24 protein-coding genes and 2 pseudogenes are annotated in these 26,980 nt (G+C 62.0%); 16 read left to right on the top strand and 10 right to left on the bottom strand.

Features of this window, described 5'->3' with window-relative positions; translation table 11 throughout:
* Positions 1–85: 85 nt before the first annotated feature.
* Together miaA and mutL are read right to left on the bottom strand one after the other, a co-directional pair.
* Positions 86–1,192: a tRNA (adenosine(37)-N6)-dimethylallyltransferase MiaA gene (gene miaA, locus IHE30_RS10695; RefSeq protein WP_337690461.1), complete on the bottom strand. Its 1,107-nt coding sequence runs from the start codon at positions 1,190–1,192 to the stop codon at positions 86–88.
* Positions 1,125–3,248, bottom strand: a complete 2,124-nt coding sequence (gene mutL / locus IHE30_RS10690) for a DNA mismatch repair endonuclease MutL (RefSeq protein ID WP_337690556.1) — start codon at positions 3,246–3,248, stop codon at positions 1,125–1,127. Before mutL ends, miaA begins: the two co-directional genes overlap by 68 nt.
* Before the next feature lie 379 nt (positions 3,249–3,627).
* Here mutL and IHE30_RS10685 point away from each other — a divergent pair, with 379 nt between their 5' ends.
* Positions 3,628–4,302 carry a DedA family protein gene (locus IHE30_RS10685; protein ID WP_337690459.1) on the top strand — a complete coding sequence of 225 codons (675 nt, stop codon included), beginning with the start codon at positions 3,628–3,630 and terminating at the stop codon, positions 4,300–4,302.
* 4 nt (positions 4,303–4,306) lie between these two features.
* On the opposite strand, the gene IHE30_RS10680 is transcribed toward IHE30_RS10685, so the two are convergent.
* On the bottom strand, positions 4,307–5,872 hold the full coding sequence (locus IHE30_RS10680; RefSeq protein WP_337690458.1) for an N-acetylmuramoyl-L-alanine amidase: 1,566 nt from the start codon (positions 5,870–5,872) through the stop codon (positions 4,307–4,309).
* Complete coding sequence (gene tsaE, locus IHE30_RS10675) at positions 5,866–6,390, bottom strand: tRNA (adenosine(37)-N6)-threonylcarbamoyltransferase complex ATPase subunit type 1 TsaE (RefSeq protein WP_337690456.1); 525 nt, start codon at positions 6,388–6,390, stop codon at positions 5,866–5,868. Before tsaE ends, IHE30_RS10680 begins: the two co-directional genes overlap by 7 nt.
* Before the next feature lie 14 nt (positions 6,391–6,404).
* Between tsaE and queG the strand changes: the two genes are divergently transcribed.
* From queG to xerD, 3 genes are all read left to right on the top strand, one after another.
* Positions 6,405–7,559 (top strand): tRNA epoxyqueuosine(34) reductase QueG, encoded by a 1,155-nt coding sequence (gene queG, locus IHE30_RS10670; protein ID WP_337690454.1) that lies wholly within the window; start codon positions 6,405–6,407, stop codon positions 7,557–7,559.
* Positions 7,560–7,677: 118 nt separating this feature from the next.
* Positions 7,678–8,169 (top strand): methylated-DNA--[protein]-cysteine S-methyltransferase, encoded by a 492-nt coding sequence (locus IHE30_RS10665; RefSeq protein WP_337690453.1) that lies wholly within the window; start codon positions 7,678–7,680, stop codon positions 8,167–8,169.
* Positions 8,166–9,092, top strand: a complete 927-nt coding sequence (xerD, locus tag IHE30_RS10660) for a site-specific tyrosine recombinase XerD (protein ID WP_337690452.1) — start codon at positions 8,166–8,168, stop codon at positions 9,090–9,092. The genes IHE30_RS10665 and xerD overlap by 4 nt, the downstream gene beginning before the upstream one ends.
* A gap of 174 nt (positions 9,093–9,266) precedes the next feature.
* Here xerD and IHE30_RS10655 read toward each other — a convergent pair whose 3' ends face one another.
* Together IHE30_RS10655 and IHE30_RS10650 are read right to left on the bottom strand one after the other, a co-directional pair.
* A complete protein-coding gene (locus IHE30_RS10655; protein ID WP_337690451.1) occupies positions 9,267–9,629 on the bottom strand; it encodes a type II toxin-antitoxin system PemK/MazF family toxin in 363 nt (120 codons plus the stop codon).
* Positions 9,629–9,883 carry an AbrB/MazE/SpoVT family DNA-binding domain-containing protein gene (locus IHE30_RS10650; RefSeq protein ID WP_337690450.1) on the bottom strand — a complete coding sequence of 85 codons (255 nt, stop codon included), beginning with the start codon at positions 9,881–9,883 and terminating at the stop codon, positions 9,629–9,631. Before IHE30_RS10650 ends, IHE30_RS10655 begins: the two co-directional genes overlap by 1 nt.
* Before the next feature lie 544 nt (positions 9,884–10,427).
* Between IHE30_RS10650 and IHE30_RS10640 the strand changes: the two are divergent.
* The 6 genes and pseudogenes from IHE30_RS10640 to plsY form a co-directional block, all read left to right on the top strand.
* Positions 10,428–10,730: pseudogene (locus tag IHE30_RS10640) on the top strand (transposase); the annotation flags it as partial.
* Positions 10,731–11,187: 457 nt separating this feature from the next.
* Complete coding sequence (locus IHE30_RS10635; RefSeq protein ID WP_337690449.1) at positions 11,188–11,370, top strand: hypothetical protein; 183 nt, start codon at positions 11,188–11,190, stop codon at positions 11,368–11,370.
* Positions 11,367–12,956, top strand: a complete 1,590-nt coding sequence (locus IHE30_RS10630; protein WP_337690447.1) for an Eco57I restriction-modification methylase domain-containing protein — start codon at positions 11,367–11,369, stop codon at positions 12,954–12,956. The genes IHE30_RS10635 and IHE30_RS10630 overlap by 4 nt, the downstream gene beginning before the upstream one ends.
* Positions 12,953–13,870: a XamI family restriction endonuclease gene (locus IHE30_RS10625; protein ID WP_337690446.1), complete on the top strand. Its 918-nt coding sequence runs from the start codon at positions 12,953–12,955 to the stop codon at positions 13,868–13,870. Before IHE30_RS10630 ends, IHE30_RS10625 begins: the two co-directional genes overlap by 4 nt.
* 740 nt (positions 13,871–14,610) lie before the next feature.
* The gene (gene ybaK / locus IHE30_RS10620) at positions 14,611–15,102 is read left to right on the top strand and encodes a Cys-tRNA(Pro) deacylase (protein ID WP_337690444.1); all 492 of its coding nucleotides are present in this window, start codon (positions 14,611–14,613) and stop codon (positions 15,100–15,102) included.
* A 198-nt stretch (positions 15,103–15,300) separates the two neighbouring features.
* Positions 15,301–15,939, top strand: coding sequence for a glycerol-3-phosphate 1-O-acyltransferase PlsY (gene plsY / locus IHE30_RS10615; RefSeq protein WP_337690442.1), 639 nt, complete (start codon positions 15,301–15,303; stop codon positions 15,937–15,939).
* Positions 15,940–15,951: 12 nt separating this feature from the next.
* On the opposite strand, the gene IHE30_RS10610 is transcribed toward plsY, so the two are convergent.
* Positions 15,952–16,437, bottom strand: coding sequence for a YajQ family cyclic di-GMP-binding protein (locus tag IHE30_RS10610; protein ID WP_337690440.1), 486 nt, complete (start codon positions 16,435–16,437; stop codon positions 15,952–15,954).
* Between the two features lie 202 nt (positions 16,438–16,639).
* Between IHE30_RS10610 and murB the strand changes: the two genes are divergently transcribed.
* A complete protein-coding gene (gene murB, locus IHE30_RS10605; protein ID WP_337690438.1) occupies positions 16,640–17,689 on the top strand; it encodes a UDP-N-acetylmuramate dehydrogenase in 1,050 nt (349 codons plus the stop codon).
* A gap of 117 nt (positions 17,690–17,806) precedes the next feature.
* On the opposite strand, the gene argF is transcribed toward murB, so the two are convergent.
* The gene (gene argF, locus IHE30_RS10600; RefSeq protein WP_337690436.1) at positions 17,807–18,739 is read right to left on the bottom strand and encodes an ornithine carbamoyltransferase; all 933 of its coding nucleotides are present in this window, start codon (positions 18,737–18,739) and stop codon (positions 17,807–17,809) included.
* 529 nt (positions 18,740–19,268) lie between these two features.
* Between argF and IHE30_RS10595 the strand changes: the two genes are divergently transcribed.
* Positions 19,269–19,616, top strand: a complete 348-nt coding sequence (locus IHE30_RS10595; protein ID WP_237575031.1) for a DUF3579 domain-containing protein — start codon at positions 19,269–19,271, stop codon at positions 19,614–19,616.
* A gap of 253 nt (positions 19,617–19,869) precedes the next feature.
* Here IHE30_RS10595 and rpsT read toward each other — a convergent pair whose 3' ends face one another.
* Positions 19,870–20,145, bottom strand: coding sequence for a 30S ribosomal protein S20 (gene rpsT / locus IHE30_RS10590; protein WP_337690434.1), 276 nt, complete (start codon positions 20,143–20,145; stop codon positions 19,870–19,872).
* A gap of 258 nt (positions 20,146–20,403) precedes the next feature.
* Here rpsT and IHE30_RS15180 point away from each other — a divergent pair.
* The 4 genes and pseudogenes from IHE30_RS15180 to IHE30_RS10575 all read left to right on the top strand — a co-directional run.
* Positions 20,404–20,731, top strand: a pseudogene (locus tag IHE30_RS15180) (IS110 family transposase); the annotation flags it as partial.
* Positions 20,732–20,785: 54 nt separating this feature from the next.
* Positions 20,786–21,736, top strand: a complete 951-nt coding sequence (locus IHE30_RS10585; protein WP_337690431.1) for an Rpn family recombination-promoting nuclease/putative transposase — start codon at positions 20,786–20,788, stop codon at positions 21,734–21,736.
* A 783-nt stretch (positions 21,737–22,519) separates the two neighbouring features.
* Complete coding sequence (gene murJ, locus IHE30_RS10580) at positions 22,520–24,070, top strand: murein biosynthesis integral membrane protein MurJ (protein WP_337690429.1); 1,551 nt, start codon at positions 22,520–22,522, stop codon at positions 24,068–24,070.
* A gap of 7 nt (positions 24,071–24,077) precedes the next feature.
* Positions 24,078–24,920, top strand: coding sequence for a SirB1 family protein (locus tag IHE30_RS10575; protein ID WP_337690427.1), 843 nt, complete (start codon positions 24,078–24,080; stop codon positions 24,918–24,920).
* Between the two features lie 335 nt (positions 24,921–25,255).
* Here IHE30_RS10575 and IHE30_RS10570 read toward each other — a convergent pair whose 3' ends face one another.
* Complete coding sequence (locus IHE30_RS10570) at positions 25,256–26,953, bottom strand: ShlB/FhaC/HecB family hemolysin secretion/activation protein (protein ID WP_443193644.1); 1,698 nt, start codon at positions 26,951–26,953, stop codon at positions 25,256–25,258.
* Positions 26,954–26,980: the final 27 nt, after the last annotated feature.

Genomic DNA, 26,980 nt, shown 5'->3' with positions numbered 1-26,980 from the left:
CCGCGCGCGGGGGTGTAACGCCGCGTGCTGCAGCGTCGCGTTCGGTGGTGCCGTCGTGGCGCCGGCGCACCGATTGCGGCATCGGCTACGTCGGTGTCCATAGGCGCCGCACCGCGTCGACGGCACGCGGAACGGCGTCGGTGCCGACGCAGTCCACGACGATCCGCTCGGGCATCGAGCGCAACCATGTCAACTGCCGCTTGCAAAGCTGGCGTGTTGCGAAGATGCCCTTGTCGCGCATCGTTGCGTAATCGTATTCACCGTCCAGGTACGCCCACACCTGTCGGTATCCGACGCAGCGCATCGACGGCAATTCGGGGTGTAGGTCGCCGCGCGCGCGCAATTGCTGCACCTCGTCGATCAAGCCGGCGTCCAGCATCGCGTCGAAGCGCTGTGCGATGCGCGCGTGCAGCACCGACCGGTCGGAGGGCTCCAGCGAAACGGCAGCAAAGTGGGGCGACGGCGGCGGGTCGGCGTGCATCGTACACGCATCGACGTCTCTCTCGCGCGCATCGACGTCGCCTGCGGCCTGGCGCCCGGCGCTTTGACCGGCGGCCGGGTTGAGCCTCGGGCGCAGCAGCGTGGACATCGGCTGTCCGGTCAGCCGCCAGACCTCCAGCGCACGCTGGATCCGCTGTGAATCGTTGGGCGCGATCCGCGCCGCCGATACGGGGTCAATTTGCGCCAATTTCGCGTGCAGTGCCGGCCAGCCTTCGCGCGCCGCATCCTGCTCGAGCGCGGCGCGGATCGACGCGTTGGCGCTTGGCAATTCGTTCAAGCCCTCGACTAGCGCCTTGTAGTACAACATGGTTCCACCCACTAGCAATGGCCGCTTGCCGCGCGCAATGATTTGGGCGCACAGGCGCAGCGCGTCAGTGCGGAACTGAGCGGCCGAGTAGGCGTCGAGCGGGTCGATGATGTCGATCAGATGATGGGGCACCGCGGCGCGTTCGGTCGCGGTGGGTTTGGCGGTCCCAATGTCCATTTGCCGGTAGACGAGGGCCGAATCGACGCTGACGATCTCGACCGGGGCATGGCGCGCAAGCGCGAGCGCGGTAGCGGTCTTACCGGACGCGGTCGGCCCGAGCAGGCATGCGATGACGGGGTTGGATGGCACGGCGCGACTATTGGCCCCGCATGAACAACCGGTCCAGCTCGCTGAGCGTAAGCTGGAACCAGGTCGGACGACCATGATTGCATTGATCGGCGCGCTCGGTGGCTTCCATTTGCCGCAACAGCGCGTTCATCTCATCGATACTCAGGCGCCGGTTCGCGCGCACCGCATGGTGGCACGCCAGTGTGCCGAGCAACTCGTGCTGGTGCTCGGTCAGCACCCGCGAGCCGCCGTACGCGTGCAAGTCCGCGAGCACCGCGCGCGCCAGCGAGACCAGGTCGGCATCCTTGAGCAGCGCGGGCACCGCACGGATGGCCAGCGTGGTGGGAGACAGCGAAGCAATGTCAAAGCCTAATGCATCGAGCGTTTCGCGTTCCTCGCCGGCCACGCCGATCTCGACCGCATCGGCTGGCATCGTCACCGGGATCAGCAGCGGTTGCACGGCGATGCGCCGCTGAGCGAGCGCGTGCTTGAATTGCTCGTACAGAATGCGTTCATGGGCTGCGTGCATGTCAACCAGCACCAGTCCGCGCGTGTTCTGCGCCAGCACATAGATGCCGTGCAACTGGCCGAGCGCGAATCCCAGCGGATGCTCGTCAAGCGGCTGTGCCGGCGCCGTCGCGGGCCCGTTAGCGGCAGACGCGGGATGGACTTCGTTGTTGTTGACGGAGGCGGGATGGGCCTCGTTGGTAGCGCACGGGCCGGGCTGCGTGCTTTCGGTGTCTATCGGCGACGATGCCTGGTCCGCGGTCGAGCCGGGTGCCGGCGAAGGTGCGGCAGAGGCGTCATCGTGCGTGGGCAACGCAGGGGTTGCGGCCGGATCGCGCCGGCCGAACAACGCATCGTAGACCGCCAGCGGTTGGGCCACCGGTAGCACGCCCTGACGCATCCGCGTATGCGATATCCAGCTCGAGGATCCCGGTGTCGTGGCGGGCCCGCCACGGCGAAGCCTGGCGGATTGCCCGCCGCCCTGTGGCGGCGCCACGCCGGACAACGCCGCCGACATAGCACTGGATCCGGCCAGTGAGCCTGCGCCCACACCGCCGCTCGCTTCGGCTCCCGGGCCCGCCGTATCCGGCACAGCAGGTGTCAGATGCGCCGCGTGGCCTGCCGCGGTCGTGTCGGGCGAGGCGCCGGCGTGCCGGGCCAGTGCACGCTGGACCGCATGGAAGACGAACTGATGGATCGAGCGCGAGTCACGAAAGCGTACCTCGATCTTGGACGGGTGGACGTTGACGTCGACGCCCTCGGGCGGCAGGTCGAGAAACAGCACGTAAGCTGGATAGCGGTCGCCGTGCAGCACATCCTCGTAGGCGGCACGCACCGCATGGGTGAGCAACTTGTCCCGCACGAAACGGCCATTGACGAAGAAATACTGCTGATCGGCGCGGCCGCGGCTGGCGGTCGGCAGCCCGGCAAAGCCATAGATCGCGATCGGGCCGGCCACCTCCTCGAGCGGCAGATGCGACGTCGCAAACGCCTCGCCCAGGATTTTCGCGGTACGCGCGGCGGCGCTGGCCGCGTTCCAGTGCTCGATGGCGCGGCCGTTGTGCAGCACCGAGAAGGCGACATCCGGGCGCGACAGCGCGGCGCGGCGAATCACGTCCAGGCAGTGTCCGAGTTCGGTCTGTTCACTCTTGAGAAATTTGCGGCGCGCGGGGGTGCTGAAATACAGATCGCGTACCTCGATCGTGGTGCCCACGCCGCCGGCAGCCGGTGATAGTGCACCGGTCTGCGCATCGATGCGGGTGGCGTGCGGCGCGTCGGCGGTGCGGCTCGTGATGCTGGTCTGCGCGACCGCTGCGATCGACGCGAGCGCCTCGCCACGGAAGCCCAATGTGCAGACGCTTTCAAGCTCCGCTAGCGAGCGGATCTTGCTGGTGGCGTGGCGCAGCAGCGCCAGCGGCAATTCGTCGGCCGTGATGCCGCAGCCGTCGTCCGCGATCATGATGCGCTTCACGCCGCCTTCATCCAGCGTAATGCGCAACGCCGTCGCGCCGGCGTCCAGCGCATTCTCGATCAACTCCTTGACGACCGATGCCGGCCGCTCGACGACCTCGCCCGCCGCGATTTGGCTGATCAACTGATCCGGCAGCGGCTGGATGGCGCGCGTCGGCCTGCCGCGCCGCTGCATGGCAGGCCCGTCGGTGGGGGCCGGATCAGCAGCGGGGGCTGGATCTGTGGCAGAGGCCGGATCAGCAGCGGAAGCCGGATCTGTGGCGGGGGTTGGATCTGCGGCGGAGGCCGGATCTGTGGCGAGGGTTGGATCTGCGGCGGGGGCCGGATCGGCGACAGGGGGCGACGGCGTCGCCGGTGGCGATTCGCCGTCAACGGGTGGGCGCGCCGTGTCGGACATGCTCGGCTCAATGGATTGTGACATTCATCTATTATAGCGAGGCGCCGCTGCTCGGTCGTGACGGGGTGGAGTGCGCTGGCGAGCGGACGGTTTCATCGGAGCAGACCGAGTATTCCGGTATCATCCACGCCAATTTTTGTGGTTTCAAGGATGCCTTTTGGATACCTTCCTGCAATTTCTCAGCCTAGTTCTGCATATCGACAAGTTTCTGGGCGACTTCATCCAGCAGTACGGCGCTTGGGTGTACGTCATGCTGTTCCTCATTGTGTTCTGCGAAACCGGTTTGGTCGTGTTGCCGTTCCTGCCGGGCGATTCGCTGCTGTTCATCGGCGGTGCGTTCAGTGCGTCCGGCTCACTGGACCTGCTATTGCTGAACGTGCTGTTGCTGGCGGCGGCAATCGGCGGAAACACAGTGAATTATTTGCTCGGCGGCTATATCGGGCCGAAAGTCTTCGATGCGCACTGGAAGTTTGGCGAACGCTTCCTGGATCGGGCCGCGCTGATGAAAACGCATCAATTCTATGAGCGCCACGGCGGCAAGACGATCGTGCTCGCGCGCTTCGTACCGGTAGTGCGCACGTTTGCACCGTTCGTGGCCGGCGTATCCGGCATGAGCATGATGCGCTTTCAGCTATACAACGTGCTGGGCGCGTTGTTGTGGGTTGTGCTGCTGACCGTGTGCGGCTACTGGTTCGGCAATATTCCGTTCATCCGCGACCACCTGAATACGATCGTACTGGTCGGCGTAGCCGCGGCCGTGGTACCGGTGGCACTGGGCGCGGGCTGGAAAATATGGCGCCGGCGCCGGGCTAGCCAGTCGCGGGCGCGCTGACGCATTACGCCATCCGGTTCTTAGAGAGCGGCGGATTCGCGGCGAAGTAGCGCTTGATGCCCTTTAGAATCGCATTGGCCATCTGATCGCGGTACGCTTCGGAGTTCAGCCGCTGCTCCTCGTCCGGATTGCTGAGGAATGCGGTTTCCACGAGGATCGATGGAATGTCTGGCGCTTTGAGCACCGCGAAGCCGGCTTGTTCGACGCTGCCCTTGTGCAATTTGTTGATACCACCAATCTCCTTGAGTACGTAATTGCCGTACTTTAGCGAGTCGCGGATCTGCGCGGTCGTCGACATATCGAACAGCGCCCGCGTCAGCGTCACATCCCGGGTCTTGAAATCCACGCCGCCTATCTGATCGGAGGCGTTCTCCTTTTGCGCTATCCAGCGCGCCGCGGCGCTGGTTGCGCCGCGCTCGGACAGCGCGAACACCGACGAGCCGCGCGCCTGCGGCGAAGTGAACGCATCCGCGTGAATCGACACGAACAGGTCGGCGCCGACACGCCGTGCCTTTTGTACGCGCACCGCGAGCGGCACAAAAAAGTCCGCGTCGCGCGTCATCATCGCCCGCATGTTCGGCTGCGCGTCGATTTTCGCGCGCAGCCGCTTACCGATGTCCAGCGCGACATGCTTCTCGTAGGTTCCGGCGCCGCCGATCGCGCCCGGGTCCTCACCGCCGTGCCCGGGATCGATCGCCACGGTTAGCAGGCGGACCGTGCCAGGCTTGCCCGGCGGCACTTTGAAGCCGTAGCTGTCGTCGTCGCGCCGCGCCGCGAGCGCGCCCCTATCGGCATTGCGGTGGGGCTGTGGCGGTGTCGACGGTGGTTGGGCGAGCTTGGCCGATGGCGCGCCCTGTGACGGCGCCGTATCGGCCTGCGCAAAGCGCTGGAAGAACGCATCGCTGTTGTCACTCGCATGGCCGCGTCCGCTGGCTGGCGGCGCGATGCCGGCCAGCGCGTCGCGCCCCGGGGCGCCGTTAGGCGGCGACGGCATCGCGAGCGCCGGGCCCGACAGCGTCGCACCCGGGACCGAGCGTTGCTCAAGCGCTTCCTCCTTGCGTTGCGTTTGCGCGAGCAGCTCCATCAGCGGATCGGGCGGCACGGCTGGATACAGGTCGAACACGAGCCGATACTTGTACGAGCCGACCGGGGTGAGCGCGAACACCTGCGGCTTGACTGTCCCCTTCAGGTCGAACACCATCCGGACCACGTGCGGCTGGAACTGGCCCACGCGTACCGATTGGATTTGCGGGTCGTTGGGCGTGATCTTCGCGACCAGATCCTTCAGCGTCTGGTCCAGTTCCAGCCCATCGAGATCGACGACGAGCCGGTCCGGTTCCTGTAGCAGTTTTTGCGAATTCTGCAGCGGTTGATCCGACTCGATCGTCACGCGCGTATAGTCACGCGCCGGCCACACACGCACGCCAAGCACCGCGGCCGCGTGCGCGATGCGCGGCGCGGCCAAGCCCAGCAACAGCGTCGAGGCGCCCGCGCGCAGGATCTGCCGGCGTCGCCAGCAATGCGATGCGGTGGCGGCGGATTCAATCGAGCGGAACGGTTTGATCAGCATCGGGCAAGGCACTCTTTTCCGGTTTCGCTATAGGCACGCGCGGTCAGCTTGCGGCCTTCGCCTTGGACTTCGAGCTCGATCTGCAGGTCGGGTACGCCCAGCACGCCGCCGGCGCGCTGCGGCCACTCGATCAGGCACAGTGCCCCAGTGTCGAAGTACTCGCGAAAACCGGCATCCTCCCATTCCGCCGGATCCGCAAAGCGGTATAAGTCGAAGTGATAGATTGACAGTGGCGCGCCGTCGATGTTCTCGATTGTGTAGGGCTCGACAAGCGTGTAGGTTGGGCTGCGCACGCGTTGTGTGTGGCCGAGCGCGCGCAGCATCGCGCGCACCAGCGTCGTCTTGCCGGCGCCGAGCGCGCCGACCAGGTGCACTTGCATGCCATGCGCGGGTGTGGTCCGCATCGCCGCCGTGATCGCCGTGGCCAACGTTGCGCCGAACGCGTTAGCCGCGTGCTCGTTCGGCAGCGCGAACACGCGTTCTGTCAACGGACGAGGCGAGGCTTGTGCATCTGGCATTGCGTACAATAGGAATGATGAAACAACCGCCGGATACCGAGATTCACCGCGCGACGCTTACCGACGCCGACCTTGCGTCGCTGGCGCGGCGTGTGCGCGAATGGGCGCGCGAGTTGGGCTTCAGCGCAATCGGCATCTGCGATATCGATTTGTCCCATGCCGAAGCGGGGCTCGCCGCGTGGATCGACGCAGGTTATCACGGCGAGATGGATTATATGGCCAAACACGGCATGAAGCGTGCGCGGCCGGCCGAAATTGTGCCCGGAACGCAACGGGTCATTAGCGCCCGAATGCCGTATCTGCCCGCCGGGACGCCGGCGTCGTGGCGCGCGCGCGAGCATGCGCGGCTGGCCGATCCGAGCGCTGCGGTGGTCTCGATCTATGCGCGCGGTCGCGATTACCACAAAGTGATGCGCCAGCGCCTGCAGCGATTGGCCGAGCGGATCGAAGCCGCCATTGGTCCGCTTGGCTATCGGGTGTTCACTGACTCAGCGCCGGTACTAGAAGTCGAGCTTGCGCAAAAGGCCGGACTCGGATGGCGTGGCAAGCACACATTGCTGCTCGATCGCGATGCCGGCTCGTTGTTTTTTCTCGGCGAGATCTTCGTTGACGTGCCGTTGCCCACCGATGCGCAAAGCCAGCCGTCGCGCGCGCCGCAACACGCGGGCGCGCATTGCGGCGCCTGCACGCGCTGTATCGATGCGTGCCCGACGGGCGCCATCGTGGCGCCGTACAGGCTCGATGCGCGTAAGTGCATCTCGTACCTGACGATTGAGTTGCGCGGCAGCATTCCGGTCGAGCTGCGCGAGGCGATTGGCAACCGCGTGTACGGATGCGACGATTGCCAGCTCGTGTGCCCATGGAACAAGTTTGCGCAGCCGAACGGGTGCGCGGACTTCGATGTGCGTAATGGGCTGGACGGCGCGCAACTGATCGAATTGTTCGGCTGGAGCGAGCAGGATTTCGACACGCGCCTGGCGGGCAGCGCGATCCGCCGGATCGGCTATGAGCGCTGGCTGCGCAATCTCGCGGTCGGACTCGGCAATGCGCTGCGCGCCGGTGGCGGCGCGGCGGGGCGCGACGCTGTGCTGGCGGCGTTGCGCAAGCGTGAAGATGATCCGTCTGCGCTGGTGCGCGAGCACGTGCGCTGGGCGTTGGGCTACGGGTAGCCATCGCCCATCTGCCGGTCGTCGCGGATGCCGCGTCGTGATGCCGTAGACACGATTCGGACGTAAAATCGACCCATCCGTGCCGCGTACTGCCGCGCGCGTCCCCAGGAGAATTGGCATGTTCAATGCCGTGATCGATGCACCATTCGGACGGGTTGGTATCCGCAGCGACGACCGGTTCGTTCATGAAATTGTTTACCTGCCCGGCACGACCCCGCTGTGCATACCGGACAATGCGCTGGCCCGGCGTGCGGCAGCGCAGATCATGGTCTATTTCGAACGGGCCGACACGGTGTTCGACTTGCCACTGTCGCTTGCCGGCACCCCGTTCCAGCGCCGGGTATGGGACGGTATCTGTCGCATTGCACCCGGCACCGTCTGGACCTATGGGCAACTGGCGGCGTCGATCGGCGCGGTGCCGCGTGCCGTCGGACAGGCGTGCGGGTCCAACCCCGCGCCACTGGTCGTTCCATGTCATCGCGTCGTGGCAGCAAACGACCTCGGCGGCTTTGCGCATCATGCCGGCAAGGGATTTTTTCGTGACGTCAAGTGTTGGCTGCTGCGCCATGAAGGCATCCGGGTGCCTCAGCAGGGTGAGCTGTACGCATGAGCGACGTGCAAGTCCAACAGTCGAGCGCGTCTCGCGACACGAGCGCGCAGGCGATCGACGCATTTTGCGACGCGCTATGGCTCGAGCATGGGTTATCCCGCAATACATTGGATGCGTATCGGCGCGACTTGTCGCTGTATTGCGACTGGCTCGCGGCGACGCACGAGCGCACGCTTGACGCGACGCGCGAGTCGGACTTGAACGGCTACCTGGCGGTGCGCAGTGATGGCAAGGCCAGTTCCGCGAACCGGCGCCTGTCGGTGTTCCGGCGCTACTTCGCGTGGGCGCTGCGTGAGCATCGTGTCGCGGCTGATCCGACGCTGCGCATCCGTTCGGCCCGGCAGCCGCCTCGTTTTCCATCCTCGCTCAACGAAGCTCAGGTCGAGGCGTTGCTGGGCGCGCCGGACCTGGACACGCCACTTGGATTGCGCGACCGTGCGATGCTTGAGTTGATGTACGCGAGTGGGTTGCGTGTTTCGGAGCTGGTCACGCTTAAGACGGTCGAGGTGGGGTTGAACGAGGGGGTGGTGCGTGTGATGGGCAAGGGTGCGAAAGAGCGCCTGGTGCCGTTCGGCGACGAGGCCCGAGGCTGGCTGGAGCGCTACCTACGCGACGCGCGCGCAGTGCTCCTCGGAGCGCGCGGCGCCGACGCCCTGTTCGTGACGGCGCGCGGCGGCGCGATGACGCGTCAGCAATTCTGGAACCTCATCAAGCGATATGCGTTGCGCGCCGACATTCACGTGCCGTTGTCGCCGCATACGTTGCGGCATGCGTTCGCGACACATTTGCTCAATCATGGCGCGGACCTGCGCGTGGTGCAGATGCTGCTTGGCCACAGCGATATTTCGACGACCCAGATTTACACGCATGTTGCACGTGAGCGTCTTAAGGCGCTGCATGCGACGCATCATCCACGTGGGTGAGTGCGTGGTAACGATTGACCTGTGCGCGGTAAGCTTCGCGCTGCTCGTGTACGCGAGCGCGTGGCTCAAATGCCACGCACCGGCTGCGTTTCTGTTTGCACTGCTAAACAGTCAACCGTTAGGCCCGACCAGTGCTCGTACGCCTAGCATAATCCATCACTGTTTTTTGTTTCCCTAATCGCCAATCGCAATAATCTGGTTCAACTGTTCGCATGCGGACGCGAACACATCATCCGGTACGCGCTTCCACGGATGGGCCTTCGCCCCCCGCGCTCGCCAGTCAAATGACTTGGGCTGGTGTCCAAGCACGTAGCTCGTGACGTTTTTCGGCCCCTGAAACTTGATAGCAAACGGATTCGTGTCATTGAAGTCGGCCGTCGTCATCGGAAGCCCGATGACCATGCCGGTTCGCTCGTTGAACGGTTTCGGTGACAGGACCAGCATCGGGTGTAAATCCTTCATTTCACGACCGATCTGCGGATTGCAATCAATCCAGATAATGTCACGTCGGTCAGGCACCCATAAAGCACCTGTCATTAAAACACCTCCGCACCAACGCGGCTTGTTGCCATCGCCTCACCGCCATGCTTTGCTGGATCAAACCGCGCTAGTTTCTCCGCGAGCGTAAGCTTACGCGGACCCACCGGCTTTACTGTTACACCAACTTCATCCGTCGTCACCTCTACCTCCTGGCCAACCTGGAAATGCGCCGAGCGTGCAACCGCAGCGGGAATGCGCACAGCTAGGCTGTTTCCCCACTGTTGGATCGTGAGCGTCGCGGTTTTTGCCATGATGTCACTCCTCCCTATCATCGTATAAACAAGTATATACGATGATGCCGGAAGTTTCGACATGTTTATACATTCTGCGTCTCGTGCGACGCGGCAAAATAGCGGCACGCGCAGGACGGAGGCATCGTACCTGTGCGACGTGAAAGTCACGCAGTTTGTTGTTTTACCGCCAATGTTAGACGGCGGTGCAGGCATGGGAGTGCGGGAAAGCGAAGGTCGCCTTGTAATGGGCAGATAGGAGTTGCGTCGCAAGTCGAGGCAAGGAGGATAGCTTGCTCAAATACTGAGTCGGGTTGACCTCCTGAAAATCGCAAGCTATGAATGCGCCGCCCAAGCGTTGCAAGCGGTACTTGAGCATGGGCCAATACTCACGCAGGCAGGACGTTCAAACAGGGAGATTGTGAAAGTGGCCTCGTGCCCAGGCTCGGCCAGCCAGTTGTGCAAGATGGCTGCAGGCTTGCAGTGCGCTTGAACGCTCAAAGATCGACGCCGGCGGAGCCTGTCAGCATTTTCGTGTGCCGAGGTCATGAGACGATAATGGAATGAGCACATGCTCTCGGCAGAACTGACGTACCATCTGGAAAGCGAAGTCGAGCAAGGCAAGGATGGCAATCATCGCAATGGGACCCGCCCCAAGACGGTAATTACGCCCAGCGGCGAACTGAAGTGAGCTATTCCACGTGATCGGCAGGCGAGGTTCGAGCCACAGCTGGTGGGTAAATATCAGCGCCGGCTGCTCGGTTTTGACAATTACGTCATCAGCATGTATACGCGCGGCATGAGCGTGCGCGAGATCCAAGGCCATTTGCTGGAACTGTATGGCCTTCAGGTGTCGGCCGATCTGATTTATCCTGGTTTTGTCGTATCAGCGCGATAGGATAAAATAGCAAATTGTTGGGTCTGAGCGGCGAAATGGTGTTGAAGCCAAAGACGGCTTGCCCGATGACTGTTGTCACAGCATCGAAGCCTTGCGCTACTCGTTGGACCTGAGCGTAGAGAGGGCGGCTTAACAAGACTGCGTCAACCTCACATGCCTTCACACCCTCGAAAGTGATCGGCTGTCGTTATATTATCGACGGCCCATTCGCGCGCTTATCCACTCGACGATGGGTCGCCGGCGACGCTCATTACCTGTATGGCCAGCCGCTTTCTGCCAGCTGAAGCTATCCCACCATGTCATCGGTAACGGGTAGGGTTCGAGATTAGGTAGCAGCTCAGCAATCAATTTGGCTCGTTCCCCACTCTGTCGATCAATCGGTTAGACTGTCGACTAGTCGACGACCAGAAAAGAGGGGGGCTCGAATATGACCACGGCAAAAACAGTCCGCAAAAATGCCAAGTACGACGACAAGACGCAGATCGTCGGCATCCGTATGACTCCGTCGCTCGCGCAGGAAGTCAAGATGGAGGCGACCAAGCGCGGCATTACATTGAAAGTTCTCTTCGCTGAGCTGTGGGAAAACCACAAGTATCGTGTCCAGTCATGAATAGCATCCAAACGGAAGATGACCTGATCGCCGTCGCCGCGGCACTGATCGGGCCTTCGGCCGTGCTCTCTCCGGGCGAAAAGGCGCTTTTAAAAAAAGTCTCCAGGCGAGCCATTGAGCCGGCCTTCTTGGGTACTATTCGCGACGATATCCTTGCCGGAAACGATCCGCTAGGTAATGCGTTTGCCGTTATCCGCTCCGCCCTCGAGCGCCGTGCGGCTGGAGCCGTTTACACGCCCTTGCCCATTGTCCGCTCGATGACGGCTTGGTTATTCGCTCAAAGCACGCCGAGCTGCATCGTCGATCCGGGGGCGGGCTCGGGTCGCTTCGTCCTCGCCGCAGGCGAAACTTTTCCGGATGCCCAACTCGTCGCTGTCGAGATGGACCCCCTGGCCGCGCTGATGCTGCGAGCCAATTTGAGCGTACGGGGCTGGACTGATCGGGCGACCGTACTGGTCGACGACTATCGTGAGATCAAGCTTCCTCGCTGCACCGGGATGACGGCTTTCATCGGCAATCCGCCTTATGTGCGGCATCACGACATCGCCGAGGACTGGAAAGCTTGGTACGCCTCGAACTTCGCCAAATTCGGCATCAAGGCCAGTGCTCTGGCTGGTCTGCACCTGCACTTTTTCCTGCAAACTCGGCTACTCGCGAAGCCGGGCGACATGGGCGCGTTCATTACCTCGGCTGAGTGGATGGACGTGAACTACGGTTCAGCGCTGCGCCGGCTGCTACTTGAGGAACTGGGTGGCATTGCCCTGCACGTGCTTGAGCCAACCGTCGAAGCCTTTCCTGGTACGGCGACGACTGCTGCGATCACATGCTTTTGCGTCGGGGAGATGGATGAGCCGGTGCGCGTTCGCGACATCGGCGAGCTGGAACAACTTAACGGCTTGACCAAGGGAACTGAGATTCCGCGCGAGCGGCTACAAGCCGCTTCGCGCTGGTCGATCATTGTTCGACCGTCTGAGCCTGCTACAGCCGGCGACATCGAGCTTGGCGAGTTGTTCCGCGTACACCGAGGTCAGGTCACAGGCGCAAACGATATTTGGATTGCAGGCGAGCACGCAAAGGATCTGCCCGAGCGCGTCAAGCTGCCGGCAGTCACTAAGGCCAAGGATTTGATCTTGGCCGGCGCTCAACTGCAGTCGACAGAGGCCCTACGGCGTGTGATTGATCTTCCTGCCGAGCTGGATGATTTTACCGAGGAAGAGTGTTGCCGCATCAACGCCTTTCTTTCGTGGGCTAAGCTGAACGGTGCCGATCAGAGCTACATCGCGCAACACCGCAAGGTCTGGTGGTCGGTGGGGCTCAAGGCTCCGGCCCCGATCCTTTGCACCTACATGGCTCGCCGGCCGCCGCAATTCACGCTCAACGCATGCGACGCGCGGCACATCAACGTGGCACACGGCCTCTACCCGCGCGAGCCGCTGGCTGATGGCGTGATGGCTAGGCTGGTGACGTGGCTCAACAAGAACATCAACACGGGGAGCGGCAGAACGTATGCCGGCGGTTTGACCAAGTTCGAGCCCAAGGAGATCGAGCGCCTGCGCATCCCAAGCCTAGAAACGCTTCTCGCATGACCAGTGCACCACCTCGATGGACCACAGCTGAACTTGCCAAAGACGCTGCTACCTCTGCTGGCCAGTTCCGGGCCGAGCGCCTGGCCGTCTCTGACTCCTGGGAGACGCACTACACCCAGGCGCGCGGCAAGTTCGAGCTGCTTTTCAAGAAGCTGAGCGACCTCAACCCAGGCGCGATTACCGACGACAACCTAGCCGAAGCCTACAATTTGGGTCTTGGCGAAGCGCTGCGCTACTTAGCCGGCCCGCCGATTTCGGACGACGACTTGCAGGTGATCGCCGATGTCGACTCGATCGCTCCGGGCGTCTTGAAGAAGAACCCCGAGGCGCTGCGTAAGGTGTTTAAGGTCATTGAGCGGGTGATCGACCTGCATCGGTTCCCGTGGATAGAAGCCGGTGGCGCACCCACCGAGCAACAGCGTGAGGCGGCATTGCTGGCCTCCTCCGTGCTCTTGGCCGCACAGCGCATCGCCACCGAGCGTCGCAATGAGGGCAAGGAAAACCAAGGAACCAAGGTTAAGGACTATCTTTGCAGTCTGGGCTTCACCGAGGCCCCAGCCGTAGCGATCAATACGATCGTCAAGGGCCCGCAGGCCATGCAGTTTTGCGCCGAGTGCCAGCTCGGTGAACGCAAGGCCGATGTCGTCGTGCGCTTGCACGACACGCGACTCATGGCGATCGAGTGCAAGGTGTCGAACAGCGCCACTAACAGCGTGAAGCGCCTGAACAATGACGCCGCCGTAAAGGCCGAATACTGGATCAAACAGTTTGGCACCGCGCAGGTCGTACCGGCCGCCGCGCTGGCGGGCGTCTTCAAGGTTCTTAACCTCGAACAAGCGCAAGCGCGCGGGCTTGCCCTGTTCTGGTCACACGAACTCGATAAGCTTGGCGCGTTCATTGAATCTACCAAGTGAGCCGCGCATGAGACGGCCACCTTGGTTTTCGGCTGGTCACAGATAATCCTGGTTCGCGCGTGCGTCAGTGGGATCGGCTTGTTTCGATTTCAGGCCGCAACAAACAAACGTTACGGACGTATCGGCGCGCGCCGCTTCGGATACCGGATGAAAATGCAGAAGGTTGCGCCTACGAGGATGAGCACACTCGACAAGCGCACCAGACGAAGCCGAGGGCGAGGTCCACCAGTGCTCAGAATAGCGGCTCGAACACGGACATCAACCTGCCAACCAGCGCCCTTATTTTCGGTTCCCCTTTGCGTAGTCCTGCCGCACGCTGAGGATACGCACAAACTTAATCACTCACGCCGGCCTGCTTCTTGATCCGGTAGACTAGCACATAGTTGGACGTTAGGGCCGTTTCACGGGCACCACGCACGCGTTCGGGCTTGTACAGCTCGGGCCGCATTGTGTCACCTTTCGCTTTTCGCTAACCATGCTGCTATTTCTCGACGCGGAATATACCAGCCTCGGTCAATCGCGGCCCAAGTTCATCCGTTTCGCACCCGTGGCCGAAAATGGCTGGCGCGATCAACATTTTAAGCGCGGGACATGCCCGCCTCGCCTGTGAAGTGAGCGGTGTCGTCATGCCACCAGCAGCAGGAACCTGCCGAAGCGACTCATTGCGGCTCGATGCCGGGGCGAGCGCCGTAGGAATCCCCCGACTACTTTAAGCGGGGAGGATGTCAAAATTGATCTCCATGGCAAAGAACAAGCACGTTTCACAAACGCCGGCCACCCAGTTGCTGCGCCAGCATCACATCGAGTTCGGCGAGCATGCCTACGACTACGTGGAGCACGGCGGCACCGCCGAATCCGCGCGGCAACTCGGCGTACAAGAGCATTGTGTGATTAAGACGCTGGTGATGGAGGACGAGCACGCGAAACCGCTGATCGTGCTGATGCACGGCGATCGCACGGTATCGACCAAAAATCTGGCGCGGCAAATTGGCGCCAAGCGCATCGAGCCATGCAAGCCCGATGTCGCGAACCGGCATTCGGGCTATCTGGTCGGCGGCACGTCGCCATTCGGCACGCGCAAGCCGCTGCCGGTGTATGTGGAGCGCACGATTCTCTCGCTCGAACGGATTTACCTGAACGGCGGGCGTCGCGGCTACCTCGTGAGCCTCGCGCCGGCAGTACTCACGACACTGCTAGCCGCCACGCCGGTGGACTGCGCGAGCGGGGACTAAACGCGTGGGAGCGCAGCACGCTACCATGCGTCATGCGTCATGCGCCGTGTGTCGTGTGTCGTGTGTCGTGTGTCGTGTGTCGTGTGTCGTGTGTCGCGCGTGCGTGCGCCATGCGCCGGCACAGCGGGCTCTCACGTGCCTGGACAGGGCCGTGTTAGGTAGAATGACGCGCTTTGAACGAATTGCACGACCTTCTCCATGGCTAACCTGCTTGTCGCCGTCGTTGCGTACCTGATCGGCTCGATATCGTTCGCGGTGGTGGTCAGCGCCGCAATGGGCCTGTCCGATCCGCGCACCTATGGCTCGAAGAACCCCGGCGCGACCAATGTGCTGCGCAGCGGCAACAAGGCGGCGGCGATTCTGACGCTGCTTGGCGACGCGTTCAAGGGATGGCTTGCCGTGTGGCTCGTCAAGCAGGTTGGCGCCGCATACGGGCTCGACGCATTCTCGGTGGCGCTGGCATCGATCGCCGTATTCGTCGGCCACCTGTATCCGGTGTTCTTCTGCTTCAAGGGTGGTAAGGGCGTGGCCACCGCGGCCGGCGTGCTGCTCGCGATCGACCCGGTACTCGGCATCGCGACTGCCGCCACGTGGCTGATCATTGCTTTCTTTTTCCGCTACTCGTCGTTGGCCGCACTGATCGCGGCGCTGTTCGCGCCGCTGTTCGACCTGTTCATGTTCGGCGGCAATCCGGTAGCCGGAGCCATCATTGCCATGAGCGTGTTGCTAGTGTGGCGGCACCGCGTGAATATCAGCAAGCTACTGGCCGGACAGGAGAGCCGGATTGGCGACAAGAAAGGCGCACCCGGTCGCGGTGGTGACGGCGGGGGCCGCTAGGCGATGCGCCGCTCAGTCGCGGAAATTATTGAAGTCGAGTGGGGCGTCGCTCACCTCCTTGCGCAGTATCGCCATGACGGATTGCAGATCGTCGCGCTTGGTGCCGCTCACGCGCACCGCGTCGCCTTGTATGCTGGCCTGCACTTTGATCTTGCTGTCTTTGACTAGCTTGACAATCTTCTTTGCGAGATCGCCCGCCACGCCCTTTCTAACGGTGACGAGTTGCTTGACCTTGTCGCCGCCGATTTTCTCGATTTTGCCGTAGTCGAGAAAGCGCACGTCGACCTGGCGCTTGGCCATTTTCTGCAGCAACACGTCCTTGACCTGACCGAGCTTGAAATCGTCGTCGGCGAACAGCGTCAACTCACGTTCCTTCTGCTCGACGCGTGCATCCGATCCCTTGAAGTCGAAGCGCGTCGAGATTTCCTTGTTCGACTGCTCGACCGCGTTCTTGACCTCAACCATGTTGGCTTCCACGACTACATCGAACGACGGCATTGCATTTTCTCCCGAAAGAACTGCTAGCACGGCTGCACGATGCCCGGTGCGCTGTGCCGGGACGATCGTGACGAGCCGCTATAATGCGACACATCTTGTCATTTTACCGATGGCCTGCGTTTTGCCAAATCGCTCGCCACGCCTGCCGTGCCACAGCGGGCCACGTGCGCGTCGGCGGCGTTGACCCATGACGGCCTTTGCGATGTCCCGATTGTCTGACGCTGACCTGGCGCCCAATGCGCTGCAGGCGGATTATTCACTGCGAGAGCACAATACGTTTGGCTTCGCCGTGCGCGCGCGACTGGGTGGTGCGATCCGCTCGGAAGCTGCCCTCGTCGCGCTGCACGCCGATAGGCGGATTGCCGGCATGCCGCGCCTGGTGCTCGGTGCGGGCAGCAATGTCGTGCTCACGCGCGACTTCGATGGCTTGGCGCTCGTGATCGACTTGCGCGGCAGGCGCGTCGTCGCACAGACCGACGATGCCTACATCGTCGAGGCCGCTGCCGGCGAGCGCTGGCACGACTTTGTTGACTGGACGCTGCAACAAGGCATGGCCGGATTGGAGAATCTCGCGCTGATCCCCGGTACGGTCGGCGCCGCGCCGGTGCAGAATATCGGGGCATATGGTCTCGAGCTTGCCGAGTGCTTCGAACGGTTGCGTGCGCTCGACATGGTCGATGGGCGTATCGTGGAGCTTGATGCACCAGCCTGCGCGTTCGGCTATCGCGACAGCGTATTCAAGCATGCGGCGCGCGACCGGCTGATCATCCTGTCCGTTGCGTTTCGTTTGCCGAAGCGATGGCGCGCCCGCGCTTCGTACGCAGACGTTGCAAGCCGGCTCGCCGCGAGCGGGATTGGCGAGCCGACGGCGCGACAGGTCTTCGACGCGGTTACCGCGATCCGACGTGAAAAGCTGCCTGACCCAGCGGTCCTGGGCAACGCAGGCAGTTTTTTCAAGAATCCGATCGTTGACGCCGAGCAGTTTGCGGCGCTGCGCGCGAAGGAGCCGGATATCGTGTGCTACCCGCAGCGCGATGGCCGCGTCAAGCTGGCCGCCGGTTGGATGATCGATCGCTGCGGGTGGAAAGGGCGCTCAATCGGTGCGGCCGCCGTGCACGAGCGCCAGGCCCTGGTGCTGGTCAATCGCGGCGGCGCGACCGGCGAACAGGTATTGGCGCTGGCGCGGGCGATCCGCGCCGACGTTAGCCAGCGCTTCGGCGTGGTTCTCAACATGGAGCCGCTGGTCGTCTGAATCCGCGCATGCGAAGCGCGGGTGCTGGCGAGGGCGCGGCTGTCCACACGCAATTGCGGGCGGCTGGTGCGCATCCAGTGTTGTGCATCCGATGTTGCGCACGGCCGATGAAAGGGCTCAATGATTCAGGCGGCCGAGCATCAAGAACTCCATCAACGCCTTTTGCACGTGCAGCCGGTTTTCGGCCTCGTCCCACACGACGCTCTGCCGACCGTCGATGACGTCGGCGCTCACTTCCTCGCCGCGATGCGCGGGCAGGCAATGCATGAACAGCGCGTCAGGCTGCGCGAGTGCCATCAGTTCCGCATCGACGCACCAATCCGCGAACGCGGCTTTGCGTGCGTCGTTTTCTTGTTCGAAGCCCATGCTGGTCCACACATCGGTCGTGACCAGGTGGGCGTCTTTGCAGGCGGCGCGCGGATCGTCGGTTTCCTCAACCGATGCCAGATGTGCCGGGTCGATCGATGCGTGATCGAGCCTGTATCCCGGCGGCGTCGACACGCGAAGCTTGAACCCGAGGATGTGCGCGGCCTCGATCCATGTATAAGCCATGTTATTCGCATCACCTACCCACGCGACGGTTTTGCCGCGGATCGGTCCCCGGTGCTCGTGGAACGTGAAGACGTCGGCCAGCACCTGGCAGGGGTGATACTCGTTGGTTAGTCCATTGATGACTGGAACGCGCGAATTCTGCGCAAAGCGCCGCAGGATGTCCTGGCCGAACGTGCGAATCATGATGATGTCGACCATGCGTGATATGACCTGCGCCGCATCCTCGATCGGTTCGCCGCGACCCAGCTGCGTGTCGCGTGTGCTCATGAAGACCGCGTGACCGCCCAACTGGAAGATCCCGGCTTCAAACGAGAGCCGCGTGCGCGTCGAGTTTTTCTCGAAGATCATGGCTAGCGTGCGATCGTGCAACGGGTGGTAGGTTTCGTAGTTCTTGAACTTCTGTTTCAGAATCCGGGCGCGTTCCAGCACGTAGTCATAATCGTCGGCGGAAAAATCTCGGAACTGCAGGTAGTGGCGAATCGTCTTGGTGGAGGTCATAAAAACAGATACGGCGGACTGAGCCGGTCAGTACGCCGGGCGCCGCCGCTTGCCATGTGGATCATTCTATCCAGCATAAAGGATTTCGGTGCCTTTGACGAGCCGGCCTACGCTCGCTGCCGCGCCCGAACGGGCATCGCTACGTTGCGCGGCGCCGCACGATTCTCATGTGCGGGCGACACGGCCGAGTCGTCGGCGGGTAAGCAGGCGGCGAAAGCGGCGCGTCCCGGCTTGCGCATCTTGCGTGCGCTCCCGGTTCGGCGTGACGCTTGTTCAGCGCCCAGGCAGGCTCAGCGCGACGGGGCGAGAACGACGGGAAAGCGCAGATCCGGTATCCTGGGCAGCGTAGTGCGCTGCGGCAAGGGACCGCGTACGCTATAATGAACGGCTTTCGCGGCGAGTCTGCCGCCGTGGTGTCGCGCGGCGGTACGGCGTGGGAAAGCATGTCCGTGCGTCGCGGAGCCTCATTTGCCCTGTTCGCGGGTGCCGTTGAGTCGGTGCTAGCGGGGCGGTCTTTCAGGTGTTCCACATGGGCGACTCATCCTCAACCGAATACTTCATTCAAGGCATCACCAAGAGCGGAAAGAAGTTTCGGCCGAGTGACTGGTCGGAGCGGCTGTGCGGTGTGATGTCGTCGTTTGGTCCAGGGGCGACCGGGCCGAATGCGAAGCTGAAGTATTCGCTATACGTGCGGCCTGTGATGCTCGGTGACATCAAGACGGTGATCGTCGATTCGCGACTGCGCGACATTGAGCCGATGGCTTTCGATTTTGTGATGAATTTCGCACGGGACAATGATCTGGTGGTGACCGAAGCTTGCGAGCTGCCGATCGAGCATCCAGTGCAGCGCGCCGCGCCCAAACGCGAGGTCGGCTAAGCGGCGGCGGCGAGCGACCGTTGCGGGCAGAGGCTGCCGCCGGATTGGCGTGGCCGCGCAGTGCCCTGCGGTTTGGTTGCTACTTAAGCGCAAAAAGCCCGCGATTGCGGGCTTTTTGCTTCGACTACTCCACTCCATCGCTGCACCACCGGTGTTGCGCCGGGCCGACTCGGTGCGTTTTGACGAGACCGAGTCTTCACACGACGTGCCCGCTTGGCGGGCCGCGCCGCGGGCAATCAACCGGCGTGGGGCTTTACGCTGCGGCTTGCGTCAGACCCTTGATAGCAGCGGCCAGGCGGCTCTTATGGCGAGCGGCCTTGTTCTTATGGATGATCTTCTTGTCGGCGATGATGTCCAGCGTCTTTGACGATTGCTTCAGCACCTCGGCAGCCTTTGCCTTGTCGCCGGATTCGATCGCCTTGCGCACGGCCTTGATCGCGGTACGCATTTTAGAGCGCAGCGCAGAGTTGTGTGAGTTGGCTTTCGCGGCCTGACGGGCACGCTTGCGAGCTTGTGCGGAGTTAGCCATGACGGTTCCTTATCCTGTTTCCAGCGGTATTGGAGTATGAGCCGCGGGGAACGGTTGCCCGGCGGACTATCGAAACGGCGGATTATAACAATAAAACAATGGGATGCGCAATCGGTGCCCCTTCCTGGATTGACCTCAGTAGATGGAGTGATCGTCTCCTGCTACCGCAGCTATTCCAGCGCCTGGTCTATGCTCTCGTTCCTGGTGCAAATGTGCGACAGTGTTTTTTCTGTTCTTTCGTTAAAGAAGCTTCAATGAATGAAGCCCACGACAATCGCCATTGACCTGGCTAAGTGCGTTTTTCAGATTCAATTACGTCGATCCTGTGTTCTGTGTTCTGTGTCCTGCGTCTGGTGTGATCCATAGCTGGGTTCTCAAGCGTGTTCAACTCGTGCCGTTTTTTGCCAACCGGCCAGCGAGTCGCGTCGTTATGGAAGCCTGCGGCAGCGTTCATCACTGACTCGGGTCTTAGCACGGCTTGGCCACCCTATGCGGTTCATTGCTGCCCAGTTGGTGCGTCCATTCGTGAAGTCGAATAAACGACGCAGTCGATGCCGCGGCGAGCTGGGAAGCGGTCCAGCGCCCAGGCGCTGCGCGCGAGCGATGATAAAGTAAGCGCCCCCCATGATCCACGCTCGCCATGAAACGTTCATCGACGATGACGCCGCATGATGCGCTGTTCAAGCAGTTCCTCACGCATCCGGACACCGCACGAGATTTCTTAAGCCTGCATTTGCCCACGCCGTGGTTGGCGCAGTGCGACTTGGGCACATTGCGTCTGGAGTCGGCAAGCTTTGTGGAAGAAGATTTACGCGCCTACTATTCGGACGTGCTGTGGTCGCTGCAGACTCGGCAGGGCGATGGGTATGTGTATGCGCTGATTGAGCATCAAAGCCGGCCGGAGCGTCATATGGCGTTTCGGCTAATGCGCTACGCGGTAGCTGCCATGCAGCGCCATCTAGAGGCCGGACATGACCAGTTGCCGCTGGTGATTCCGATGCTGTTTTATCACGGACAGGTCAGTCCGTATCCGTACTCGATGCGGTGGCTGGACAGCTTCGAGGTGCCTGAGTGGGCGTCGCAGCTGTATGCAGGAGGCTTTCCCTTGGTGGATGTCACGGTGATTCCGGATGATGAAATCATCACGCATCGGCGCATGGCGATGCTGGAGTTATTGCAAAAGCATATCCGGCAACGCGATTTGGCGACCCTGGTGGAGCAACTGGCCAGCCTGTTGAGCACGGGGTACACTACGCACGAGCAGTTGGTGTCGCTGATGCATTACATGCTGCAGTGGGGCGACACGGCGGATCCGGAGCGATTTATGCGAGAGTTGGCGATCCGCTCACCGCAACACGAGGAGGTTTTAATGACAATTGCACAGAAGCTCGAGCAAAAAGGCCTGGAGCGCGGCCGGATGCTGGGACGCGAAGAAGGCCGTGAAGAAGGTCGTGAAAAAGGCCGTGAAGAAGGGCACAAGGAAGCTGCGCTGAAGATCGCGCGCACGTTGCTAGAAAACGGCTTGGAGCGCGAGACGGTCAAGCGTATGACGGGCTTGCCCGAAGCCGACATGAAGCAGATTTGCCACTAATAAGGCAGTTCAGGGCTTAGGCCCCTATCCCACGGAATCGAGAACGCAAGCGCGTGCTGCGCTTGAGGGCTGTGGCGTGGCCAATGGTTACTAGCCAGCTGCGCCGCTATCGGGCAGCAAAGGCCGAGATGGCAGCGCTTGCCAAGGTAAAGCCCGTGTTTGTGAAAGCAGCTTCCCGGATGACACCAAACCGAGCATTACTACCCACGCGGGCAGGTGAATGACGCATGCGTGGGTGGCGCAATCCGTAGCGCAAGCGCTTCGCGCAAGTGTTGATGATCCTGGCGAACGGGGAAGGATACCGATTTCGCGCGTGTGGATGACGGCGAGGCGGCGCATTTCTATGCTCGGCATTCACGACCACGACGAATAGGGGTAGCCCCGATTTCTCGAACCTCGAGTCCGCTATTAGATTAGGACCTTTGTAGATTAAGACCTTGCGGCGAAATCCATCGGGGCCCAGCGAGCACGCCCGTGATCGAGTCCGGATATCAGTCCGTAACCCCCTCCTTGCCGCGCACCATCGCCTTGCAAATGGAAGGTGACCATATAAGAAACGTCCAGTCAGTTGCAGAGGCGACGGGCGCGGACGGTCCATTGACCAGCGCTCTGGGACCACTACCACGGGACCGTGCTGCCACGGGCCGCTGTCCCGGGACCCTTGCCACGGATCGCCGCCACGAGTCCCGAGACCCCCGCCACGTCGCGCTGCCATCGGTCAGCGCAGCTATCGCGGCGTGCCATTGTCGTGTCTATCGCATAGGGTCCGTATAATTCCCTCGCATGAATCTACTTCGCGCCCTTGTCACCGTCAGTGGCTTCACCCTGCTTTCCCGGATCACTGGATTGGCGCGTGAAACGCTAATTGCCCGCGCTTTTGGCGCCAGCCTGTACACCGACGCGTTTAATGTCGCGTTTCGTATCCCGAACCTGCTGCGGCGCCTGTCCGCCGAGGGCGCGTTTTCGCAGGCGTTCGTGCCGATCCTGGCCGAGTTCAAGAACCAGAAGGGGCACGAGGCGACGCGTACGCTGATTGACGCGACCGCCACCGTGCTCGCCTGGGTGCTGGTCGGCCTGTCGGTGCTGGGCATCGCCGGCGCCGGGTTCGTCGTGTGGGTGGTGGCATCGGGGTTGCGTCACGACGCTCAGGCGTTCGGGATCTCAGTGACGATGACGCGGATCATGTTTCCGTACATCGCATTGATCTCGCTGACCTCGCTGGCGTCCGGTGTCTTGAATACTTATCGGAATTTTTCGCTGCCGGCATTTGCGCCTGTCCTGCTCAATGTCAGCTTCATCGTCGCGGCGTTGGTGGTTGCGCCGCGCCTGGCCACCCCAATCTACGCGCTTGCTTTCGCCGTGTTGGCCGGTGGTGTGCTGCAGCTGCTTGTGCAACTGCCGGGGCTGAAACGGGTCCGGATGATGCCCCGGATTGGACTCAATCCGGCCCGCGCGCTGGCCCACCCCGGGGTCAAGCGGGTCTTATGGAAAATGCTGCCCGCCAGCTTCGCGGTATCGGTCGCCCAGCTGTCACTGATCGTCAATACCAATATCGCTTCACACCTGGCGCCCGGCAGCGTATCGTGGTTATCGTACGCGGATCGGCTGATGGAGTTCCCCACCGCGCTGCTGGGCGTTGCGCTCGGCACGATTCTGTTGCCTAGCTTGTCTAAGGCACACGCGGATGCCGATGCGGCGGAATACGCGGCGCTGCTCGACTGGGGCTTGCGGCTCACTTTCCTGCTGGCCGCCCCCAGTGCTGTCGCGCTGTTCGTCTACGCTGAACCCTTAACAGCCACGTTGTTCAATTATGGACGGTTCTCGGGCCACGACGTCATGATGGTGTCGCGTGCACTGGCCGCCTATGGGGTGGGGTTGCTCGGGCTGATCCTGATCAAGATCCTCGCGCCCGGTTTTTATGCTAAACAGGACATCAAGACACCGGTGAAGATCGCGTTGGCGGTGCTAGTCGTCACGCAATTGTGCAATGTCGTGTTCGTGCCCCATCTTGCACATGCGGGCTTGTCACTGAGCATCGGCATCGGCGCATGCGTGAATGCGCTGCTGCTGTTCGCCGGCTTGCGCCGGCGCTCGATCTACGTGCCATCGGCTGGATGGGGGCTGTTTTTCGTGCAGTTGGCTGGCGCGTGCCTTGTGCTTGCCGGCGTCATGCGCTGGTTCAACCAGTCGTTCGATTGGATTGCACTGGGGCACCACCCGGGTATGCGCATTGCAGCATTGGGCGCTACGCTGATCATCCTTGCCGCGCTATATTTTGCCATGTTGTTTCTGATGGGCTTTAAATATGCGTACTTCCGCCGCCGCGTGAAATAACGAGCCGATGACGACTTCCCGAATACTCGATTTTTTCACCACATTGGTCGCGCAGGACGAGAGCCTGCCGCTGACTGAAGCCGCCTTATCACTGGCACAGGATGCCTATCCAGACCTGGACGTGCAGGGTACGCTCGCGGACATCGACGCGCTGGTGGCGCGGCTGCGTCAACGCATACCGCAGGGCGCCGATGTGGCGCAGAAGTTATTGGTGCTGAACCGCTTCTTCTTCCGGGAATTGGGATTTTGCGCGAACCTGAACGACTACTATGATCCGGACAACAGCCATCTGAACATGGTGCTCAAAAAGCGACGCGGCATTCCGATTTCGCTTGCCGTGATCTACTTGGAGATGGCCGAACAACTCGGATTACCCGTCAAGGGCGTGTCGTTCCCGGGTCACTTCCTGTTGCGGGCGACGATCGCGGAAGGTGAAGTGATGCTAGATCCGACGACTGGAGAGTCGCTGAACGAGTCACGCATGGTCGAGATGCTCGAGCCGTACTTGGACAAAGGCGGGCAATCGATCGCCGGCACCCTGCACGCGCTGCTGCAGCCGGCCACCGAGCGGGAGATCATCGCGCGGATGTTGCGCAACCTGAAAGCGATCTATCTGCAGACCGAGCGCTGGCAACGGCTGCTGGCTGTCCAACAACGACTCGTCATCTTGTTGCCGGAGAACATCGAGGAAGTCCGCGATCGCGGCTTCGCGTATGCGCGGCTGGACTATCTACGACCGGCGCTGGACGATTTGGAGCGCTATTTGGCGCAGGAGCCCGACGCGGCCGATGCGACTGTCATCGAGTTGCAATTGCAGGAGTTGCGCCAGCGTATGCGTCGCGGCGATTAACGTCCCGACGCGACAGCAACCGGTCCGGCGGTTCGGCTTTGGGCGTGTGCGCAGGTGACTGCGGTTTGCAATAAAGGCCGTGTACCACGGCGATTAGGATGCCCTGCATAAACGGCCGTTCATGTGAACGGCCACCGCCGATTCCATCCTCGAAAAAATCGCACGCTTATGCAAAGTTATTTTTTGGGAGAGCACACTAGATCCGTTGCCAATGCGGTATGAGAGGTGAGGGACAGCGCTAAAGCTAAAAACAGCACAAGACTCCTCGTGCGGATGCGCATAGAGCTTGCTCGAAAAGACAGGAAAAGGGATAGAGATCAACGATAGGTGTCTGCTCACAGCTGCGCGCTCAGTCGAAAGCCGACCGTGACGCGGGCCGTCGATAATGCCGCTGGATGATACAGGGGCGTGCCGGCAAATAGCTCGTACGTGTAGGTGGCTAAGCGTGTGGGCACCGTGCCGCGCAACCCAAGGGCCGTGCCAACGAGCCGCGTGCCGTCCTGGTCTCGTGTTAGCGGACCGAAGACTTGGCCATAATCAAGCGCCGCGTAAGCGTGCTGCCCGGTGTGCGCAATCGGCGCTTGCAGTTCGTTGCGCCAGTAAAAGCCGCGTTCGCCAGCGAGCATCGTCTCGCCATCCAAGCCGCGCACGGTGTAGCGGCTGCCGATGGTGAGGCCATCCAGATAAAAAAGTCGGTTGTTCGTAAACTGCCCGTGAGCGGCACTGACGTAGCGCAACGGCTGGCCCGCGAGCGTGAACGGCACGGACAGATTCGCATCGAGCGATGCCATGCGCAGTCGGTACGTCGGATAGCCGCGTGGCAACGCCGGCGTTGCGCCGAGCCAACCCAGACCCTGCCGGTATGCGAGCAGGCCATCAAACTGTGCACCGCCGACATAATGCCGGTGGGTCAAGCCCAGCTCGATAAACGTATTATTCCGTCGTTGTCGTTTGATTTCGGTGTCTTCGATAAAGCTCGCACCAAAGCGCTTAATGCCGCGCAGCTGCACACCGAACACACCGGTCTGGCTGCGCGCTAGGGTGCGATGCACGCGCGCGTCGACGAACTGGCTGTTGCCGCTCGCGACAAAGGTGTGATTCACGCCAGCAATCTGTTGGTAGTAGGTGTTCGAACTGGCGGACAGCGATGCGCTCCAGTACCCATACGGGATCGAGTAGGACGCGTTCCAGCCGTGCGAGCCGAGGCGCTTGTCGCCGAAACTCAGGTCATGGTTGGCGCCCACATTCAGTATGTCGTTCAAGCCCAGCGGGTTATCGACGCCGACGCTCACTTGGCCTTGCAGCTTGCCGGTCGCCCGCGCGCCCGAGTTGTCGACTGCGACGACGATCGTCCACGGCTTAGTGCGCCTGACCTGGATCACCACGTCACTCTGACCTGGCGTCTGGGCGGGTTCAATGCGCATGTCCACGTCCTGGCTCGGCACGCGCTTGAGTTGCTCTAGGCCTTGTTCAAGATCGCGCAGATTCAGTGCGTCGCCGGCTCTAGCCGGAAACGCGGATTTCCATGTGCCGCGTATCGTTGGCTCCGAAAAACGCACGGCATGAATCACGCCCGGCACGAGCGTGACGGTCAACTCACCGTGCGAGAGATCCTGCTCGGCCAGCATAACCCGTGTTGTGATGTAACCGTGGCTTAAAATCTCCTGTGTTAGGCCACTGACAATGCGCTCCACACCCTGCTTGCCGACGCATTGACCCGCATAGTGCGCCAGCCATTGACGTGCAAATGCGAAGCGGTCCTGGGGCAACGCCGAGGCACCTTGTGCGCGCACGGCTGCCGGCAGCTGCTTGGGCACCTCAAGCGCGAAGTGCTCAATGCGAAAGCACGGCTGCTCGGTGGGCAACACCGGGTAAGCCGCGGCGGGCGGCGTGCTGGAGCGTACAGCCGGCGTGTTGATGGCTTGTTCGCGCTCTTGTGCCTGGCGCTGTTGCTCAAGCCGCTGTTCCGGATAGGCTATCTGCGGCGTCGATTCGGGCGGGTTTTGCGCGAGCGCCCCGGGGCTGGTGCCTATGCCGCCGAGCAGCAGGGCCGCGCACCC

The organism is Mycetohabitans sp. B46 (assembly GCF_037389205.1).
GTDB lineage: Bacteria > Pseudomonadota > Gammaproteobacteria > Burkholderiales > Burkholderiaceae > Mycetohabitans.
Note: the sequence above shows the minus strand (reverse complement) of the source record. Positions and strands in the feature narration are given on the sequence as shown.

What these genes read in the sequence shown, in the direction of transcription:
- murB (WP_337690438.1), top strand. Translation starts at nt 16,640, where the DNA reads ATGTCCCGATTGTCTGACGCTGACCTGGCGCCCAATGCGCTGCAGGCG.
- rpsT (WP_337690434.1), bottom strand. Translation starts at nt 20,145, where the DNA reads ATGGCTAACTCCGCACAAGCTCGCAAGCGTGCCCGTCAGGCCGCGAAA.
- ybaK (WP_337690444.1), top strand. Translation starts at nt 14,611, where the DNA reads ATGGCAAAGAACAAGCACGTTTCACAAACGCCGGCCACCCAGTTGCTG.
- IHE30_RS10610 (WP_337690440.1), bottom strand. Translation starts at nt 16,437, where the DNA reads ATGCCGTCGTTCGATGTAGTCGTGGAAGCCAACATGGTTGAGGTCAAG.
- IHE30_RS10635 (WP_337690449.1), top strand. Translation starts at nt 11,188, where the DNA reads ATGACCACGGCAAAAACAGTCCGCAAAAATGCCAAGTACGACGACAAG.
- IHE30_RS10625 (WP_337690446.1), top strand. Translation starts at nt 12,953, where the DNA reads ATGACCAGTGCACCACCTCGATGGACCACAGCTGAACTTGCCAAAGAC.
- tsaE (WP_337690456.1), bottom strand. Translation starts at nt 6,390, where the DNA reads ATGCCAGATGCACAAGCCTCGCCTCGTCCGTTGACAGAACGCGTGTTC.
- IHE30_RS10585 (WP_337690431.1), top strand. Translation starts at nt 20,786, where the DNA reads ATGAAACGTTCATCGACGATGACGCCGCATGATGCGCTGTTCAAGCAG.
- queG (WP_337690454.1), top strand. Translation starts at nt 6,405, where the DNA reads ATGATGAAACAACCGCCGGATACCGAGATTCACCGCGCGACGCTTACC.
- plsY (WP_337690442.1), top strand. Translation starts at nt 15,301, where the DNA reads ATGGCTAACCTGCTTGTCGCCGTCGTTGCGTACCTGATCGGCTCGATA.
- IHE30_RS10630 (WP_337690447.1), top strand. Translation starts at nt 11,367, where the DNA reads ATGAATAGCATCCAAACGGAAGATGACCTGATCGCCGTCGCCGCGGCA.
- xerD (WP_337690452.1), top strand. Translation starts at nt 8,166, where the DNA reads ATGAGCGACGTGCAAGTCCAACAGTCGAGCGCGTCTCGCGACACGAGC.
- murJ (WP_337690429.1), top strand. Translation starts at nt 22,520, where the DNA reads ATGAATCTACTTCGCGCCCTTGTCACCGTCAGTGGCTTCACCCTGCTT.
- IHE30_RS10655 (WP_337690451.1), bottom strand. Translation starts at nt 9,629, where the DNA reads ATGACAGGTGCTTTATGGGTGCCTGACCGACGTGACATTATCTGGATT.
- IHE30_RS10575 (WP_337690427.1), top strand. Translation starts at nt 24,078, where the DNA reads ATGACGACTTCCCGAATACTCGATTTTTTCACCACATTGGTCGCGCAG.
- IHE30_RS10680 (WP_337690458.1), bottom strand. Translation starts at nt 5,872, where the DNA reads ATGCTGATCAAACCGTTCCGCTCGATTGAATCCGCCGCCACCGCATCG.
- argF (WP_337690436.1), bottom strand. Translation starts at nt 18,739, where the DNA reads ATGACCTCCACCAAGACGATTCGCCACTACCTGCAGTTCCGAGATTTT.
- IHE30_RS10595 (WP_237575031.1), top strand. Translation starts at nt 19,269, where the DNA reads ATGGGCGACTCATCCTCAACCGAATACTTCATTCAAGGCATCACCAAG.
- mutL (WP_337690556.1), bottom strand. Translation starts at nt 3,248, where the DNA reads ATGCAGCGGCGCGGCAGGCCGACGCGCGCCATCCAGCCGCTGCCGGAT.
- IHE30_RS10665 (WP_337690453.1), top strand. Translation starts at nt 7,678, where the DNA reads ATGTTCAATGCCGTGATCGATGCACCATTCGGACGGGTTGGTATCCGC.
- IHE30_RS10650 (WP_337690450.1), bottom strand. Translation starts at nt 9,883, where the DNA reads ATGGCAAAAACCGCGACGCTCACGATCCAACAGTGGGGAAACAGCCTA.
- miaA (WP_337690461.1), bottom strand. Translation starts at nt 1,192, where the DNA reads ATGGTCGTCCGACCTGGTTCCAGCTTACGCTCAGCGAGCTGGACCGGT.